Below are 15121 nucleotides of genomic sequence, written 5' to 3' on the forward strand. Positions count from 1 at the left end.
CCACCGTGGCGACACGCCTGCGCCATTTGACCACAGAAGCCACGGGCGTTGCACCGCTGGGAACGGAAGCGGGGTCCGATGGCGTCAGCGCCAGGGCGACACTGACGCCATCGCCAGGCTTACAGCGTCGCCAGCAGCGCGCGGGCCTCCTCCTGCAATGGGGACGCGGGGCCGTCGAGCAGGCTTTCAAGCACGCTGCGCGCCTCATCAGCACGACCGGCGCTGAGCAGCACCCGGGCCCGGTTGAGCAGAAGCGCCGGTGCCTCTGGCGCTGCCGCCAGTGCCTGTGCGCTCAACTCGAGCGCCGCCTCGTGATTGCCGCGGGCCCGCTCGACCATGGCGTAGGTGTCGATGATGTTGATGCTTTCCGGCGCCAGCTCCAGCGCGCGCTGGACGTACTCGAGAGCCAGCTCCGGGTTGCTGTCGCGCTCCAGCCAGGCCAGGTTGTTGAGCACCAGCGGACTGTTCGGGGCGGCCTCCACCAGGCGCCGATACTCCGCGCGGGCGGCGTCCTCGTTATTCATGGACAGGTGATAGGTCGCCAGCTGGTTGCGCAACTCCATATCCTCCGGGTTGTCCGCCAGCCAGGACTCCAGATGTGCAATCACCGCATCCTGCTGCCCCTGGGCCCAGAGCGCCCCGGTGAGGTAGTTAAGACTGACGCTGTCGGCCTGCGAGTCGAACAGTGCCTGAAACAACGCCTCGGCCTCGCGATAACGCTCCTGCGCCATGGCAATACGGCCGAGCAGCAGCTGTGCGGCGGGGGCCCTGCGCTCATCGTCGGGGAGCGCCTCGATCTGCTCGCGGGCGGCATCCAGTTTGTTCTGCTGCAGCAGGTTCTCCACCAGCAGCTTGCGCACCTGAACATCGTCGCGCAGCGCCAAAGCTTGCTCGATATGCGCCTGGGCAGGCTCGAAGCGACCATTCGCCTGCTCTGCCCGCGCCGCGAGAACCAGGGCCGCCGGCTGCCGGGGCTGCAGCTCCAGCGCCCGCCGGGCGTTGTCCAGGGCAAACGCCGGCGACGCGTTCGCCAGGTGCGCCGTCGCCAGGGCGTGCTGCAGGGAGAAGGATCCGGCGTTGTCGCGCTCAAGCGGCGAGAGCAGGCGGATGGCTGCCTCGGGATCGCCCTGCCCCGTGCGGTAGCGCGCCAGCGCCACCCGGGGCCGCAGGGCATCGTCATTCGCCTCGATCGCCGCCAGCAGCGACTGCTCCATGGCGTCCGTGTCCCCGGAACGCTCCGCCAGGACGGCAAGGTTCATCAGGGTCGACAGATCGCCCGGATGGCCCTCCAGCGAATCCTGGAAATAGGTCCGTGCGGCGGCAATATCGCTATTCATCAGCGCCAGGGCGGCAAGACCGCCGTTGGCGTCACGGCTGTGCGGCTCTTCTGCCAGCACCTGCTCGAAAAGCTCGCGGGCTTCCTCGCCATCGCCGGACTGCAGGGCAGCGCGCCCGGCGAAAATCAGCGCGCGCGGGCTGTCACCGCTGCGCTCACGGTAGGCCTGTATGTCTGCCATGGCCTCATCGACGTTGCCCAGCGCCATTCCCGTGGCAATCAATCGCTCGCGCAGCTCGCTGTTGTCCGGGTCGGCCGCCAGTGCGGCGCGCAGTTCAGACAACCCACCGGCGCTGTCGCCCGCGAGCAGCCGCGTAGTGCCAAGCCCCACCCTGGCGTCCACGGCGTCGGGCTCGATGTCGGCGAGGTCCGCGTAAACCTCGGCACTCTCCGCAAACAGCCCCTGAGCGCCGAGGGCCGTGGCCAGCAGCCGCATCGCCAGGGTATTTTCGGGATCCGCGTCCAGCACCCGCTTGACGACCCTTTCCGCCGCGGCGGGCTCTTCCCTCTGCAGGAAGACATTGGCCAGCTCAAGCCCTGCCGGCAGATGTCCGGGCTGCGCCTCCAGAAACTGCGTGAGCTGGCTCTGCGCGGTGGCCAGATTCCCCTCCCGGGCATTCGCGGCGCCGGCGAGGTACAGGCTGCCGGCATGCTGGGGCATACTGCCGAGCACCCGCGACAGCTCCTGCAGGCCCGCGGCGTAATCGCCGGATTCCACCAGCATGCGCCCGCGGGCAAAGTTCACGCCGGGATGATCGGGGATGACCTTTTCCAGTCGGGCGAGCTCAGCCTCGGCCTCGGCACTGCGACCGAGCTGCAGCGACACATCGACCAGGCTCAGCCGGTCGGCCAGCCGCGCCGGGTTCAGCTTTGCCGCGCGGGCATAGTAATCCGCCGCCGCGGCGAGATCGCGGCCGAGACGGGCGACGTCGGCGCGAGCACTCCAGGCCTCCGCGTCCTCCGGGTATTCGTCTGTCGCACGTTCAAGCAGCGCCGCTGCCGCCTCCACTTCCCGGGTATTGCGCAGCGACACCAGCGCCTGCGTCACCAGCAGGTAGGCATCCTCGGAACCCGCCTCCCGGGCCTTCTGCAGTGCCTCGGCGGCGGCATCGACACTGCCGAGATCGCTGTAGGCGCGCGCCAGTGCCGCCAGGTAAACCGCATCACCGGCGGGCGCGGGCTCAGACTGCTCGTGGAATTCAACCAGTTCATCCGCCCGCCCGGCGGCCACCAGGGCGCGGGCGAAGAGCGCCTGCGCTTCGGCATTGCCACTGTCGGCGGCGCGGCGGAACTCATCCACCGCCGAGGCGGGATCGTTCTGCATCATGTAGGCGCGACCGAACAGCAGTCGCGCCTCCGGGTTGTCTGATGCCTGCTGCAGGGCTGTCTTGATATCGATGACCGCAGCATTGGTATTGCCCTCGGCCAGTGCTCCCCGCGCCCGCTCCAGCAGTTCTTCCGGGGACTCCTGCGCGGAACACGCCGCCAGGGTGAGTGCCACTGCCAAACCGGTTATCCAGGTTCTGACTGCCATACCTACTGCTCCGGGAACGTCTCGAATTTGCTGGGGAGATTAACCCGAGGCGGCAAGATCGTACAAAATCCGTCGGTGAGAGAACGCCAGAAACGGTACGTGGGTCGCAATCCATCGAAATACGAGCCGATAAAACTACCGCAGAAGCATAAGGCCATCAGCGTCTGTCGATCCAGTACTGGGGCCTGCGGCTATTATGGGCAAAAGCAAGGATATCCAGGAGCCCGGGCTTCGCTCGGTAAATGATACAGAATGGAAAGCGACGGAGAGGCGCCCTGCGAATATCGGGTTGCCGGACAATGCGCCAGCCGGTGGGCTCCTCGCTGATCAAGCTGGAGAGTGCTTCGAATTCCTGAATGAGCTGAGTGCCGAGTTCGGACACCCTTGACTCGTAATAGGCGACCGCCTCAAGGAATTCGGCCTCTGCCCACGGATGGAACTCATAGGTCAACGGACAAGGGCTCTGGCCCTTTCCAGCACATCCTCGCCCGGAATAGCTTTTACTGCTCCGCTATCCAGCTGTCTCATCCTGCGCTCGGCCTCATCAAGCCATTCGGTCCTCAGCTCCTCCGGGGAGGGTGAGTCAAGGCTCAAGATCAGACCCTGCAGCAGTCTCAACCGATCAGCTTTAGAAAGATTCAACGCCGCATCCTGCAGATTTTCCAGATCCATCGTAAAAACTCCCGAAGAGGTACCGCAAAACCCGATAGATTTCTCAACTGTTTGATTGTATCAGGGCCTTCAAGCGGGTAAACGTCAAAAACCGGCAATGTCCTGCAGCAGCCCCAGCACCGCCGCATCGATGCGTGCATACACCGCGCGGAAGCCCTCGCCGTCGGCAAAGTAGGGATCGGGGATGGCATTGCCCGCCTCCGCGGGATAGGCCGGCGGCAAATAGCCTCCCAGCAGCTGAACCCGGTCGAGGAGCCGGTCGGGCACCTTCTGCCCGGCAAGATCGTCCAGGTGCTGCTGCTCCATGACCAGAATGGTATCGCTGCGCTCCAGCAGCTTCAGGTTGACGGCCCGCGCACGAATACCGCGCAGGGAGACGCCGGCCTGCGCGCACAGCTGCAGCGTGCGCGGATCCGGTCGCCGTCCGGGCTGCCCGACCCGTGTCCCTGCCGAGGCGACGGCAACGTGACGGTGCATGCCGCATTCGCGCAGCCGATGGCGCAGCAGCGCCTCTGCCAGGGGTGAACGACAGACGTTGGCGGTGCACAGGAAAAGCACGCGGCGGGATGGTCTGGCGAACATCACTCCCGGTCTCCCGCCGTCTGAATGTCCTTCCCCGCCGCTGGCGGCGCGAGCAGCACCGCGGCCAGAAAGAAGTAGAACAGCCAGCTCACCCGGGCGGAATCCAGCGGCGAGCCGAACAGACCGAGTATGCCCACCACGAGCACGCCGAGCATGAAGAACTGCTCTTCGGGACGCCGGCTGGCGGCGCCATGGGCCCGCCACAGCCCGACGCCGACCAGGCCCGTCAGCAACAGCAGGCCGAGCCAGCCGGTGTCGAACCAGGCCTGCAGCCAGAGGTTCTTGACGTGATACGGCAGGTGCGCAAGATCCGTGTAGAAAAACCAGTGCTGCATGCCCTGCGCGAAATTGCCATTGCGTACGCTGGCACCGCTGCCGGAGAGTGCCTGCAGGCCCCACACATCGAGCTCCGACCCTGCGCCCATGTTGCGCAGGCCCAGCAGCAGGGGCCTGCCCGCAGCATCCAGTCGTCCCTCGGGCACCGGTAGCCGCAGAACACGGCGCGAGTTGCCCTCGCCTGTGGATGGCCGCACCGCGGCAAAACTGCAGGCGCGGTCGCGGCGACCGGTGTCCAGAATGTTGCGCTGGCACAGGGACACCAGCAACCGTGATCCCGGCTCACCACGCAGGGTCAGGCCGAGGACCAGCGCGTCGCTGTCAACGGCAATGCGCTGCCCGACGGTGAGATCGCGTCCACCCTGCAGCCGCAGGACGTGGCGATCTTCCGCTGCAACGACAGTAAAGGTTGCCAGCTTTGCGCGTCGCAGCGGCCATGCCTCGGCGTAATGCAGGGGAAAGCGGCCAACACCATTACCCGCGATGTTGCCAAGCGGGGCATCCGAGGCAGACACCACATCGCGCCAGTGCTGCAGGCGCGTGCCGTAATCGCGGTCCACGGACGCCATGCGTGCATCCATCTGCGAGGCTACCAGCGCGGTCGCCATGCTCGCAGGGACCAGCAGCAAGGCCAGCAGCACCAGCGCACGATCAACGAAGGGAGCGCCGGCAGCGGCAACGAACAGGCGCTGCATGGACAGCAATGCGGCGACGGCGGCAGCAATCGCCGCCAGCGTACCCGCGGTGCCAACGTCATCAATGACACCCGCCACCTGCAGCAGCGCCGGCATCACGAGCAGCACCAATAGCGCCAGTACCCACGGACCGGCAGGCCAGCTGCGCACCGGCCCCGCGAGCAGAGCGAGCACCGGCAAGACCAGAAATACCCACAAGCCCGGAGCACCGAGAACGCTGGGAGCGTCGAGACCGCCCGGAGCGTCGAGAAAGCCGAGCAGACGGTACGCCGCCAGCAGGGCGCAGGGCACCGCGGCTGACGCCAGCATCACCGAGGCGAGAGACAGGCCCAGCCGCTGTCGCTGCGCGAGCAACAGCCAGGCCGGGTACGCAGCCAGCAACAGGGCGACGCTGGCGTAGGTGCTGCGCGTGAAGCCCACCAGCGTGACGTACAGTAGTCCGGCGGTGGCGGCGATGCCAGCGGTCCGCATCAAGGGGCTACGCACCGTGATAACCGCGTGCAGCGCAGCCGCCAGCAACAGCACGATCACCGCATCGATCACCTCGCCACCAGTGTGCATGTCCGAGAACAGACCGGTCACCCGGTAACTGCTGCTGAAGTCGAGCAGCGCGGTCCCGGCCAGCCCGGGCTTTGCCTGCGACAGCTGCAGCAGCACACCCCGCTCCCACAGCACAATCAGCAGCAGCACCAGCCCGGCAGTGCAGAGGCCGCCCAGAAGATGCCGACGCGCAGTCTCGTGCCCGGCGCTTGCCAGCGACAGCCACAGCGGCGCCAGCAGCACGCCCCAGGCAACACCGCGCAGTACCTTGTAGCCATAGCCTGCCGTGAGGTAGGGATCCTCGGCAGGCACGGCCGGCGCCTGCCAGAGTGAAGGCAATGCGGGGCCGGCAACGAACAGCAGTAGCAGGTAGGCGAGCAGCAGCCAGCGATCCGGCGTCATCCACACGGCGCTCTCGCGGATTTTGGCATAGCGCCCGAACATGGCGCTGCCGCAGAGTGTCAGCAGGAAAAACCAGTCCAGCTCGCTGAACAGGAACCAGCCCGTCCAGGGGGTCAGGTCCAGCGCGACGGTAACCAGTGGCAGGACCCACAGCCACAGCCAGGGCAACCACCACAGCAGCGCCAGATAGGCGATGCCGGCAAGCAGCAGCCCAGTCCCCCAGATAGGCACGCCGGCCACCACTGGCACCGTCAGCGCAAGGAGGACCGCCCCTGCCAGTGCAGGCACAGCGCGACTCGCGATACGCGTTGCCCGCATCAGGACAGGCCACCCGCCCGCGGACGCAGCACCAGGGCAAACAGAAAGAAATAGAACAGCCAGGCCACCCGCGGTGAATCCAGCGGCGTGCCGAACAGACCCAGCAAGGCAAGCCCCAGCAGCGCAATGCCGAGGGCGGGTGCCGGATCCGCCTCTGGCGCCCGCCAGGCAGACAGCAGCTGAAAAAGCTGCAGACCGCCGGCACCCCGAAATTCCCCCCGCGCCAGCGCAACGGCAAAGGTCACCAGGAACAGGGCATCAAACTCGTTGACCAGCGGCCTTCCGGTCCAGGAGGTCAGGTCGAGGAGCACGGTCAGCGCCGGCAGCACCCAGAGCCAGGCGAGCGGCTGCCAGAAAAGCAGCACGGCATAACACGCGCCCAGAGTCGCCACGGGCAGCGCAAAGACCGGCAGGGTAGCCAGCAGCACGCCTGCGCCCGCTGCGGGTACCACCGCCAGCAGGCGCAGAAACCGCAGCCCGCCAATCATGCCGCCAGAGGTGTACTGGGTTGCCGACATATCAGTCGCCGCCGCCAATACTCTCCATCAGGGCATGCACATACTCGACGGGGATGGCATAGCTGATGCCAGACGGTCGCTCGAGCACCGCCTCACGGGTTTCCTTCACGAACACGCTGTTGACCACACCGATCACCTCGCCAGATTCTGGCCGGAACACGGGGCTGCCGCTGTTGCCGGGATAGGCGATGGCGTCGAGCTGAAAGACATCATAGCGGTTGCGCATTCGCTGCAGCTGCAGCGCCGTGAGTTCGCTGGAGTCACCCGCCGTGCGCACAACCGGCGTGATCGACGAGACAATCCCCAGATGCGTGACCGGGTACAGACCGAGCACCGCGCCGATGGGAAAACCGGTAAAGGCCATGGTCTCCCCTTCACGTACCGTGCCTGAGTCGCCCAGGGAGAGCGTGGGCAGGCGCGTGCCCTCAATGCGAAGGATTGCCAGATCATGCTCCTTGTCACGCGCGACAACCCGCGCCACGTGCACTCTGGCATCGCGACCGCGGCCGGCAAATACGGCGAGCGACTGGCGGTTTTCGTAGTCGAGCTCCTCTGGCAGTACGTGGTCGTTGGTCACAATGAGCTGCCCATCGCCTACCGAGAACCCGGTGCCCATCAGTTGATTGGGACGCTGGCCGGCAATCGGCTGGCGCGGCGGATAGGCCGTACCCACGCCAACGATGGCCGGACGCACCTCATCGATCACGTCGGGCAGCTCCCGCGCCGACGCGACGCCTGCCGCCAACAGCAGCAGGCACACAATTTTCAGGACAGCTTGCATGGGATTACTCCGGGATTTATCGACAGAACGGCCCTCGCAGCAGGGTAGTGGCGGGACAGCGGCGGGATATCTGTCACAGATTCTCACGGCACGCTTGCCGCTGACGCTGGCAGCAGACACACTCAATCCCTTTCCACGGTGACAGTACACGAGCACGCAGGACACATGGCCGACCAACTGCACGAGTTAATCAGGGCGCAGGCAGAACAGCAAGCGGACGCGCCTGCCCTGCTTCACAAAAACGACACCCTGACCTACGGCGAGCTGCACGCCCTGACCCGCGGCGTCGCCAATGGCCTTTTACAGCATGGCATCAAGGCCGGCGAGCGGGTAGGCATTTACCTGCCCAAGCAGCCCGAGGCGGTGGCCGCCATTTTTGGCAGCGCCCACGCCGGCGCCACCTTCGTGCCGATCAACCCGGTGCTGAAGCCGCGACAGGTTGCCTACATCGCCAATCACTGCCAGGTGCGGACGCTGATTACCTCCGCGCAGCGCTGGCAGCAGCTGCGCGATGCCGATGCCGATCTCTCCGGCGTGCAGCTGACGGTGCTGCTGGATGGGTCCGCCGCATTGACAGCGGACGAGGCCGGTGGCGGGCTCATGCACTGGCAGGACTTCTTGGCCGATCGCAGCGAGCCGCAGGGCCACCGCCGCATCGACCAGGACATGGCCGCTATTCTTTACACCTCGGGCAGTACCGGCAACCCCAAGGGGGTAGTCCTCAGCCATCGCAATATGCTGGTCGGGGCCGACAGCGTGGCAACCTATCTTGAGAACACGGCCGCGGACCGCATTCTGGCGGTGCTACCGCTTAGCTTCGATGCCGGGCTGAGTCAGCTGACGACTGCCTTCAGCCGCGGCGCCTCCTGCGTGCTGCTCGACTATCTGCTGCCGCGGGATGTGATTCGCGCCGTTGCCCGCTACGGCGTGACCGGGCTGGCCGGCGTGCCGCCGCTGTGGAACCAGCTGGTGCAGTGCGAGTGGCCCGAGGAGGCCACGCGCAGCCTGCGCTACATCACCAACACCGGGGGCAAGATGCCGGTGGCGACCACCCGCACGCTGCAACGACTGCTGCCCGACACCCGCATCTTTCTCATGTACGGACTCACCGAGGCCTTTCGCTCCACCTATCTCGACCCGGCCGAGCTGGAGCACCGTCCCGAGTCCATCGGCAAGGCCATACCCAACGCCGAGATACTGGTGGTGAACGGCGACGGCGAGCTCTGCGCGCCCGGCGAACCCGGCGAACTGGTGCATCGCGGCGCCCTGGTCGCCCGCGGCTACTGGAACGACCCGGAAAAAACCGCCGAGCGCTTCCGCCCCTGCCCCGGCCAGGACCCCGCCCTGCCCCTGCCAGAGATGGCCGTGTGGTCCGGCGACCAGGTGGTGCGCGACGAGGACGGATTTCTTTATTTCGTGGCGCGGCAGGACGATATGATCAAGACGTCAGGCTACCGCGTAAGTCCTTCTGAAGTTGAGGAAGTGGCCTATGCCAGCGGCCTTGTAGCAGGCGCGGTGGCGCTCGGCGTTGCCCATGCCATGCTGGGCCAGGCCATTCTGCTGCTCGTCACCCGGGCAGCGACGCTGGCGGAGGATGACCCTGTGCTCGCGCTGCAGACGCACTTCCGGCGCGAGCTGCCGAACTTCATGCAGCCGCAGGCGATTCTTCTGGTCGAGAGCCTGCCCCAGAACCAGAACGGCAAGTTCGACCGCCGCAGCCTGTCGGACCAGCACAAGGATCACTTCGAGGAGAGCGCATGAGTCATGAAGCCCCCCTGCCCGCCGGCATGCCGCCCGGCTTCGACATCCGAGGCAACGAGTTGTGCGTGGCGGGGACGCCCGTGAGCGAGCTCGCGGCTCGGGTCGGCGATCGCCCCTTCTATGCCTACGACAGCGCGCTGATGAGCGAGCGCGTGCGCTTTCTCAGAACACACCTGCCGGCAGAGATTGATCTGCACTACGCCATCAAGGCCAACCCCATGCCGGCCGTGGTGCAGCACATGTCCGGCCTCACGGAAGGTCTGGATGTGGCGTCGGCGGCAGAGCTCGGCGTGGCACTGAGCACGGGGGTCGATCCCCTGGACATCAGCTTCGCGGGGCCGGGCAAGTCTGCGCGGGATCTTGAAGACGCGGTGTCAGCCGGTGTGATCATCATTCTTGAGTCCTTCAACGAGATGGAGCGGGTTGCCGCACTGGCGGCGAAGCACCATTGCCAGCCGCCAGTGGCGGTGCGCGTGAACCCGGATTTCGAACTCAAGAGCTCCGGCATGAAGATGGGCGGCGGCCCGAGGCCCTTCGGCGTGGATGCGGAAGACGTACCGGAACTCCTTCAGCGGATTGCCAGGGAGCCGTTGCGTTTCATGGGTCTGCATATTTTCACGGGATCGCAGAATCTGCGCCACGAGGCGCTTATCGAAGCCCACGACCAGACCTTTGCACTGGCGCAGCGCCTGGCGGCGGAAAGCCCGATGCCCATCCAGTGGCTGAACATCGGCGGCGGGCTGGGCATTCCCTATTTTCCCGGCGACCAGCCTCTGGCGCTGGAACCCGTCTGCGACAATCTGCGCCAGCGGTTTTCTGCCTGGCAGGCGGCCCACCCGGACTGTACGGTGGTCATGGAACTCGGCCGCTACCTGGTAGCGGAAGCGGGCGTGTATGTCTGTCGCGTGAGCGACCGCAAGACCTCGCGTGGCCAGGTGTACCTGATCACGAATGGCGGCCTGCACCACCACCTCGCCCTGTCGGGCAATTTCGGCCAGGTGATCCGCAAGAACTACCCGGTGTGCATCGGCAACCGCGTGCACGGCGACACAGAGGAAGTGGTCAACATTGTGGGGCCGCTGTGCACGCCGCTGGACATCCTCGGGCAGCGCATGTCGCTGCCGGTCGCCGGCATCGACGACCTGATCGTGGTGTTCCAGTCCGGCGCCTACGGCTTTACTGCCAGCCCGCATCTGTTCCTGAGCCACCCGGCGCCCGAAGAGCTCCTGCTCTGACGCCGCCGGGCGAAATCGCCCCCTATGTGTGCTAGCTAACAGACAGGAGTCGGCGCTTTACCACAGTCTTGCGTTGTGAAAACGCTAATAACACTACCCACAAGCCCGCCAGACACGCCTGACCCGGCCCTGGCCCCCGAATTGTCAACCGCAAAAGACCCGGAGGTGGACAGCTCACCACGACTTTCCGCCGTACCTTTGCCCACGAAAAATGCTGCACTGACGGCCCCTGCGACCTCTGTCACAGAATCTTACCCGCAACATGACATGTCACATTCCCCTGCTATTCTCCAGACTCGTAATCCGATTCGATCAACCGGAAGTCACACGCCCGGCGAGCCAATGCACGGGCGCAGTGCGGGAGTTATGGGCATGATGGCGGGCAGTCTTTTGGGTACCACACGCATTTTCAATCACCACGTTCACGTGGCCTATTACTGGCTGGCACTGGTGGACGCCCTGCTGTTTTTCGGGGCCTGCTACGCCGCCACCTGGCTGTATTTCCTGAACCAGCCCGCTGGCCTGGAAGTGCACCTGGCCCAGCTACCCGCGAGAGCGATGGTCTTTTCGGCCATCACGGTGCTCGCCATGTTCAGTCTCGGGCTCTACCAGCCGCGCCTGCGTGAGGGGCCGAACGGCGTCCTGCTGCGTGTGGCGGGCGCCATCGCCATCATGACCCTGGGCATGACGGCCATCTTCTACTTCCTGCCCTCGCTGCACCTGTGGCGCGGGATCTTCGTGTACGCTGCCCTACTGGCCTTTGTCGGCAGCCTGACGACTCGACTGATTTTCTCGCGAACCGTGGAGCTGGAGCAGCTCAAGCGTCGGGTGCTCGTGCTCGGCTCCGGCCGCACCGCCGCCAACATCGCCAGCAAGATGCGTCGCAAGTCCGACCGTCGCGGATTCCGCATTTACGGCTATGTGCGCCAGCAGGGGGAAGACACGCAGCTCGATACCGGCAACGTGATCACCCTGGATATCCCGCTCTCGGAATACGTGCGCAGCCACGGCATTGAAAAAATTGTTGTCGCCGTGGACGACCGCGAGAAGTACATGCAGGCAGACGAACTGATGCGCTGCCGCATGCAGGGTGTCGCCGTGGTCGATATTCTCGATTTCTTCGAGAGCGAGGCCAGCAAGGTGCTGACCGACGAAGCGCATCCCGAGTGGTTCATTTTTTCCAACGGCTTCAAGTGCGACTCGTCAACCTTCGGCCTGCGACGCCTGTTCGATATTGCGGCGTCCTTCGCGCTGCTCACCGTCACCTGGCCTTTCATGCTGCTGGCGGTTCTGGCTATCTGGCTCGAGGACGGCATCGGTGCGCCGGTGATTTTTCGGCAGCGCCGGGTGGGACTGCAGGGCCAGATATTCGACGTGATGAAGTTTCGCAGCATGACGGTGGATGCCGAGGGCGACGGCAAGGCGCGCTGGGCGACGCCGGATGATCAGCGCGTTACCCGGGTCGGCAAGATTATCCGCAAGCTGCGCATTGACGAGCTGCCGCAAATCCTCAATGTCCTGAAAGGTGACATGGCCTTTGTGGGGCCACGCCCGGAGCGACCGGAGTTCGTGCGCGACCTGGCGGAAAAGATTCCTCACTTCGAAAAGCGCCATTGCGTGAAGCCGGGTATTACCGGCTGGGCCCAGCTTAACTATCCTTACGGGGCGAGTGAAAAAGACGCGAAGGCCAAGCTGGAGTTTGACCTGTATTACGTCAAGAACCAGAGCCTGTTTCTCGACCTCACGATTCTGCTGCAAACCGTGGAAGTCATCCTTTTCGGTAAGGGAGCTCGCTAGCGCTAGCCTCTCGCTTCCCGCCCTTCAGGGGCGGGTTTTTCCTGTCAGGTTTTTTTACACCCCCCCCCGCCGTTCGGATTGTGGCGTTTGTCACAGTTCTGTAACCTTCTGAGCCACAAGTAGAAATTTCGCTGGCCTGTTTATTGCTGTGCATATCTGGGAAACGCACAACATCGGGGCAACGATGGCCGGGAGAACACACAGATAATGGAAGCCATTCTTACCTTAGTGGGTATATTGGGGTTGGGCGCACTGCTCATCTCGATCTATGTGTTCGCCGTCGCCGCGCGCAAGTTTGTCTCGGACGATGAAAGGAAAACGCCACCCTTCAGCGCTGCCAGTGCCAGCAATGACAGCTGGATTCCGCGAAATCGAGAGGATCGTCGCCAGAACCGCGCCAAGGTGCAGTTCCCGCTGCGGGTGAATGGTGAGCTGGTGCTGCACGACCGTCGCAAGGGAGATCGGCGGGCCGCATGAGGCGCTGAAATGCCGCTGCACGCTTGACTTGCCGTCAGGAAATGGACAAAATTCGCGCCTCTCGTCGCAAGGCGAACCGCAGTTCCGTGGCTACGTAGCTCAGCTGGTTAGAGCACAGCATTCATAATGCTGGGGTCGCTGGTTCAAGTCCAGCCGTAGCTACCACCTTCCCTTTTTAATTCAGCAGCTTACAAAAACTGGCTCTACCCACTTAACGGGGGATGCACCGGTTCTCCCTCCTTCCGATAGCGGGAGATTTGCGGGAGTGTTCATTGTTGATCAAGGTCAGGGGTGGCGCAGAGCTACCGGACCAGCTCACTTTTTCCACCGCGTCGATCAGTTCCCCGATTTCAGCGACATAGCACAATTGTGCTACATTGGCGCATAGACTTGAATGCGGAGTGCACCACCATGTCCACGACGACCGTTCGCCTGCCCAGCGACCTGAAAAAACGCCTTGCCGATGTCGCCGAGCGGGTGGGAATGACTTCTCACGCGTTGATCCTCCAGGCAATTTCGGACCGCGTTGAGGCCGATGAGGCACATAACCGCCTACTCGACGAGGCAGATCGGCGCTACGCTGCGATCGCCGAAACGGGGCAGACCGTTCCCTGGTCAGAGATGCGCCGTTACCTCGATCGCCGGGTCGCCGGCGAGGCCATCGATCCACCGGCGGCCCGTCCACTAGCGGAGTGAGACTTTGGCGAAGATCGAGTTCGCGTCCGAGGTCGCTTACGATCTAGACCGGATCGTCGATCACTTGACTCAGCACGATGCGTCGCGCATCGATGAGCGAATCGCCGGACTGATCGACGCCATTGACGTTTTGACGCACAGCCCCCTGATGGGGCGCCCAGTGCGTCACGGTCTGCGGGAGCTGATCATCGGGCGCGCCGCAGAAGGCTACGTCATCCTCTACAAATACGTTCCGGAAATCGACACCGCGTTCGTGCTGGCGGTACGAAGCCAGCGTGAGGCCGGCTATGGTAATCGTGACGACGTGGATTCCTGAAGAATCGTTCAGATCCGTGGCTTTTGGATGGAAATGTTTGACAGGCCTACAGGTCCAGTCGACTCAATTAGCGAGGGCGCTTAATCCCGATAGGACCTTTATCTGTCCTATACCCATATCCTGCTACGCTACCTTTCTGGCCGCAGCCGCCCGATAGAGATCATAGGTCGCCTGAAGGTTCATCCAGAGTTTTGGCGACGTCCCCAGCGCATCCGCGAGGTCCAATGCAGCCTCTGCCGTGACGCCGCGCTTTCCGCAAATCAATTCGTTGAGTCGCGCCTTGGTCCAGCCAATCTTCCGGGCGAACGCAGCCTGGCTCATGCCCTGGGGTTCGAGAAACTCCTCAAGCAATATTTCGCCGGGATGGAATGGATTCTTTGGTTGCCTGTCCAAGGCCTTCACCTATCTGTGTTAGTCCACTATCTGTACATCATGTGACTGTCCACCGCTCCAGCGGAAAACCAGCCGCCATTGGTCGTTGATCCGAATCGAGTGAAACCGCCCAGAATAATGTCGCGATCCTGAATCAATAATTCCAGCACAATGCGATAGCTCAGGTTGATCGACACCGACGACAAGCCGCTGAGAGCGCCTTCCAGGCTACGCAGCCGCGGGGAAGGACGACGGGGATTCAGTTCCAGCAACTGCAGCGTTTTTTCGTATTGCCCCAATATCCGCGGGTGACGCCTGGGGAATTTCTTCGCGCGGCGGACATAGCTGTCAGTGTAAACCAGCCTATAGATCATCGCTGATTCGCTGGATGTGGTCTTCCACGCTGTCCCTGCTGTAACGCCCCGCTGCGTAATCGGCTTTGGCTTCGGTAACGGCAGCAGCCAGCTCCAGCTCGCGCAAGCGGTTGTAGGTTTCAATCACCATGACCACATAGCGATCCCTGCCGCGCACGGAGATCAGCACCTCTTCATTTTGCTCCATGCCTTCTTCGACGGCGGTGACCCCGCGGGTTTTCAGGTCATTGGCAGTGAGTGCATGCATGAGTATCACCCTGTTAAACGCTCTATTTAACGTACGCTGCGTATTCCGGCGAACGTGACCGCCCGTTCCGGGCATCGTGACCGACTTGCACACCAGTGCTCGCTGGCGACCGTAGTTTTACACTGACCGGTC

The 15121-nt window shown here is 63.9% G+C and carries 15 protein-coding genes and 1 tRNA gene; 7 read left to right on the forward strand and 9 right to left on the reverse strand.

The window, feature by feature from the left end; translation table 11 throughout:
• Window positions 1-119 precede the first annotated feature (119 nt).
• From prsT to EV688_RS13780, 6 genes are all read right to left on the reverse strand, one after another.
• Window positions 120-2870: an XrtA/PEP-CTERM system TPR-repeat protein PrsT gene (prsT, locus tag EV688_RS13750; protein ID WP_117319052.1), complete on the reverse strand. Its 2751-nt coding sequence runs from the start codon at window positions 2868-2870 to the stop codon at window positions 120-122.
• Between the two features lie 447 nt (window positions 2871-3317).
• Complete coding sequence (locus EV688_RS13760; protein WP_117319049.1) at window positions 3318-3542, reverse strand: addiction module protein; 225 nt, start codon at window positions 3540-3542, stop codon at window positions 3318-3320.
• An 84-nt stretch (window positions 3543-3626) separates the two neighbouring features.
• A complete protein-coding gene (locus EV688_RS13765) occupies window positions 3627-4124 on the reverse strand; it encodes a low molecular weight protein-tyrosine-phosphatase (protein WP_117319047.1) in 498 nt (165 codons plus the stop codon).
• The gene (locus tag EV688_RS13770; protein ID WP_117319045.1) at window positions 4124-6415 is read right to left on the reverse strand and encodes a hypothetical protein; all 2292 of its coding nucleotides are present in this window, start codon (window positions 6413-6415) and stop codon (window positions 4124-4126) included. The genes EV688_RS13765 and EV688_RS13770 overlap by 1 nt, the downstream gene beginning before the upstream one ends.
• Window positions 6415-6933: a hypothetical protein gene (locus EV688_RS13775; RefSeq protein WP_117319044.1), complete on the reverse strand. Its 519-nt coding sequence runs from the start codon at window positions 6931-6933 to the stop codon at window positions 6415-6417. Before EV688_RS13775 ends, EV688_RS13770 begins: the two co-directional genes overlap by 1 nt.
• A 1-nt stretch (window position 6934) precedes the next feature.
• Window positions 6935-7714 carry a S1C family serine protease gene (locus EV688_RS13780; RefSeq protein WP_117319043.1) on the reverse strand — a complete coding sequence of 260 codons (780 nt, stop codon included), beginning with the start codon at window positions 7712-7714 and terminating at the stop codon, window positions 6935-6937.
• Between the two features lie 165 nt (window positions 7715-7879).
• Between EV688_RS13780 and EV688_RS13785 the strand changes: the two genes are divergently transcribed.
• The 7 genes from EV688_RS13785 (at window position 7880) to EV688_RS13815 (ending at window position 13996) form a co-directional block, all read left to right on the forward strand.
• The gene (locus EV688_RS13785) at window positions 7880-9475 is read left to right on the forward strand and encodes an acyl-CoA ligase (AMP-forming), exosortase A system-associated (RefSeq protein WP_117319042.1); all 1596 of its coding nucleotides are present in this window, start codon (window positions 7880-7882) and stop codon (window positions 9473-9475) included.
• The gene (locus EV688_RS13790; RefSeq protein WP_205686700.1) at window positions 9472-10710 is read left to right on the forward strand and encodes a pyridoxal-dependent decarboxylase, exosortase A system-associated; all 1239 of its coding nucleotides are present in this window, start codon (window positions 9472-9474) and stop codon (window positions 10708-10710) included. Before EV688_RS13785 ends, EV688_RS13790 begins: the two co-directional genes overlap by 4 nt.
• Before the next feature lie 372 nt (window positions 10711-11082).
• Complete coding sequence (locus EV688_RS13795; RefSeq protein ID WP_240624414.1) at window positions 11083-12507, forward strand: TIGR03013 family XrtA/PEP-CTERM system glycosyltransferase; 1425 nt, start codon at window positions 11083-11085, stop codon at window positions 12505-12507.
• 207 nt (window positions 12508-12714) lie between these two features.
• Window positions 12715-12984, forward strand: a complete 270-nt coding sequence (locus tag EV688_RS13800; RefSeq protein ID WP_131917673.1) for a hypothetical protein — start codon at window positions 12715-12717, stop codon at window positions 12982-12984.
• A gap of 88 nt (window positions 12985-13072) precedes the next feature.
• A tRNA-Met gene (locus tag EV688_RS13805) sits at window positions 13073-13149 on the forward strand.
• A 246-nt stretch (window positions 13150-13395) separates the two neighbouring features.
• Window positions 13396-13680: a CopG family ribbon-helix-helix protein gene (locus EV688_RS13810; RefSeq protein WP_117319038.1), complete on the forward strand. Its 285-nt coding sequence runs from the start codon at window positions 13396-13398 to the stop codon at window positions 13678-13680.
• Window positions 13681-13684: 4 nt separating this feature from the next.
• The gene (locus tag EV688_RS13815) at window positions 13685-13996 is read left to right on the forward strand and encodes a type II toxin-antitoxin system RelE/ParE family toxin (protein ID WP_117319036.1); all 312 of its coding nucleotides are present in this window, start codon (window positions 13685-13687) and stop codon (window positions 13994-13996) included.
• A 123-nt stretch (window positions 13997-14119) separates the two neighbouring features.
• Here the strand turns inward: EV688_RS13815 and EV688_RS13820 are convergent, their stop codons facing one another.
• The 3 genes from EV688_RS13820 to EV688_RS13835 are packed head-to-tail and all read right to left on the reverse strand — an operon-like array spanning window position 14120 to window position 14989.
• Entirely contained in the window at window positions 14120-14389 is a 270-nt protein-coding gene (locus tag EV688_RS13820) for a HigA family addiction module antitoxin (RefSeq protein ID WP_117319110.1), read from the reverse strand.
• A gap of 26 nt (window positions 14390-14415) precedes the next feature.
• Entirely contained in the window at window positions 14416-14742 is a 327-nt protein-coding gene (locus tag EV688_RS13830) for a type II toxin-antitoxin system RelE/ParE family toxin (protein ID WP_205686699.1), read from the reverse strand.
• Window positions 14732-14989, reverse strand: coding sequence for a type II toxin-antitoxin system Phd/YefM family antitoxin (locus tag EV688_RS13835; protein ID WP_117319109.1), 258 nt, complete (start codon window positions 14987-14989; stop codon window positions 14732-14734). The genes EV688_RS13830 and EV688_RS13835 overlap by 11 nt, the downstream gene beginning before the upstream one ends.
• Window positions 14990-15121: the final 132 nt, after the last annotated feature.

It is taken from the genome of Chromatocurvus halotolerans (assembly GCF_004340525.1).
In the GTDB taxonomy this organism is placed as follows: Bacteria; Pseudomonadota; Gammaproteobacteria; order Pseudomonadales; family Halieaceae; genus Chromatocurvus; species Chromatocurvus halotolerans.